The sequence below is a fragment of the Cytophagia bacterium CHB2 genome, from assembly GCA_030263535.1.
Classification (GTDB): domain Bacteria; phylum Zhuqueibacterota; class Zhuqueibacteria; order Zhuqueibacterales; family Zhuqueibacteraceae; genus Coneutiohabitans.
Map to the genome: position 1 here is coordinate 1 of SZPB01000621.1, position 2,138 is coordinate 2,138.

Genomic DNA, 2,138 nt, shown 5'->3' on the forward strand with positions numbered 1-2,138 from the left:
CTTGCTCCGCATACAACCCTCCTTATAATTCAATGGTTTTGACATTCGCTGGGATTCCTTAGTGAGCGTCAAAAAATTACTTCCCGAGTTCGTCGTAGTCGCGCCCCTTGTGGGGCATTGATGGAACACGAAATTTCAGTGTTCCACCAGTCGCCGACGAGGGGCGGGGGCTATACGTTTGTACGGGAAGTTGTTTTTAGAAACCCTTAATCAATCAACGACCACCATCACCTGACATTTGGTGAGAAAGCTTTCACTCTCGCTGCGTTGTTTGAGCATTTGCGCATCGGCATTTGAAATGACGACATCAGCCTTGTTATTGCCCAACGCTTTGACAGCATTGATGACGAGCGGATTCGGCGCCACGCGCTGGTTGGTGCGCGCCGAGGGCACGTCTTTCGCGTAGCCCACCATGCCTTGCTTCACAGCCCATTCGCGATCGACATACTTTGAGCCGTAAACTTCATTGCCGTCTTCATCGAGAATCTTCGGCGCCATTGCGGGCGTAACAGACAGGCCTTTGGCGTTGATGATCAGACCCGTCGCGGCGCCAGAAGCAGGCGCTGCGGTTCCTGCCGGCGGATATCCCACCGGACCAGGCGCGCCGCCGACCGGCACAGCTTTTCCCGGCGGCAGCAGCAAGTCCGCCAATCCCGCCATGGGGACTTCGACGTCGACTTCAACCGAAGTGTCGCTCATGTAGCGCGTGTCCACCACCGTGAAACCGCGCACGTAACCTTCCACGCTGGTGCGGATTTCGTCGTTTTCCAAAACCATATTTTTGACGGTGGTCTCGGAGGTGATGGCCATGCCGTTTACGGTTTGCAACAGATTCCGCAACGCCACCAATTTTGCGGCTTCGAGAGCTGCCGGGCGTTGCGCGCCGAACGGCAGGTTGGGATTCGGCGCGGCGATGCCGGTCGAGCGCAGTTTTTGCTGGCTCCAATCGATGGCGCCGCTGGCGCCGACGGTTTGCGTGACTTGCGCCAGTGCGGCTGACGCCATAAAAATTGCCAACGTGGTTGCCATCAGAGTTGCGCGAAGCATATTGCTTCTGGACATAGGTTTTCCTCCATGCAAGAGCAGGGTTGGTAAGCTTCTAAGTTTTGACATGCAAAAATGAAATGGTTTGCAAGGTCGCTCGGAAAGAGAGGACGGTTGAAGATTTCGAAGTCTAAGGAGAGGTGAGATGAGCACTGTATCGCTGCCCGGAGCAGGAGACGCCATCCCATTCATAGTTACAAAATCCTCTTAAAGCCAAAACACTTTGACGACTAACGTAATGCGCCGTATTTTCTTCCGGCCTTGTCATGCGCCGCGGAGCAGCCTGAGACTCCTTAATTCATTAGAGCGAATGACGGGGGTCGAACCCGCGGCCCTCGGCTTGGGAAGCCGATGCTCTACCAACTGAGCTACATTCGCCTATTCCTTACAACGGCGTGTAAATTAAGCTTCTGGCAACGAAAGTCAAGAGAAAAAACGGTTCTATGCTGTTCTGTGTGGGCCGCACGAATACGCCGTAGGCGTTCAACAACAAAGCCGAAGGTCGCGCGCAGCGCACTGTCTCGTCCTGAAAATAGTTGACAGTTGTAAAAACCCATCTATTACCAGAAAAGTGTTATCACGACAATTTGTGTTTGCGCTTTGTATGTTGCTTTACGAAGAATTATTTTGCATCTTGTTGCGTGCCTAATCACGATCCAAAAGCTGGCTGCAAACGAAAATTACCCCTCACAGTACTCTCTTATCTTTCTTGCCTTTGTTCCGGTGCGCCTTTATCAAGGCTTGGGCGCCGGTTCCGTGCTGGATCGGCCGTGTTTGGAGACGGCCGTTTGCCTTCAGAAAAAAGTTACAGTTTTCCCCAACTTCTGTTCTTTAAAACTGTATTTATGATTGAATCCGCTTCGCCTCGTCAACAAAATCAATCTTGAGGAGAACTTCCCCATGGCCCAAAAAATCTATGCCCTTCTGGTCGGCATCAACGACTATGCGCCGGAAGTCGGCAGGCTCGCCGGCTGTCTGAATGATGTCGATCATTTCAACGAATATTTAACCGGCAATTTCAACAAAAGCGAGTTGGCGATCGAAGTGTTGAAGGATCGCGATGCCACACGCGGCAACATCATCAAACAATTCCG

General features: G+C 52.2%; 2 protein-coding genes and 1 tRNA gene. 1 reads left to right on the forward strand and 2 read right to left on the reverse strand.

Annotation, left to right across the window (positions count from 1 at the left end; genetic code table 11):
• Positions 1–210: 210 nt before the first annotated feature.
• Together FBQ85_29560 and FBQ85_29565 are read right to left on the reverse strand one after the other, a co-directional pair.
• On the reverse strand, positions 211–1,236 hold the full coding sequence (locus FBQ85_29560; protein MDL1879278.1) for a hypothetical protein: 1,026 nt from the start codon (positions 1,234–1,236) through the stop codon (positions 211–213).
• 110 nt (positions 1,237–1,346) lie between these two features.
• A tRNA-Gly gene (locus tag FBQ85_29565) sits at positions 1,347–1,422 on the reverse strand.
• A gap of 522 nt (positions 1,423–1,944) precedes the next feature.
• Between FBQ85_29565 and FBQ85_29570 the strand changes: the two genes are divergently transcribed.
• A partial coding sequence (locus FBQ85_29570) for a caspase family protein (protein ID MDL1879279.1) occupies positions 1,945–2,138 on the forward strand: 194 nt, incomplete at its 3' end.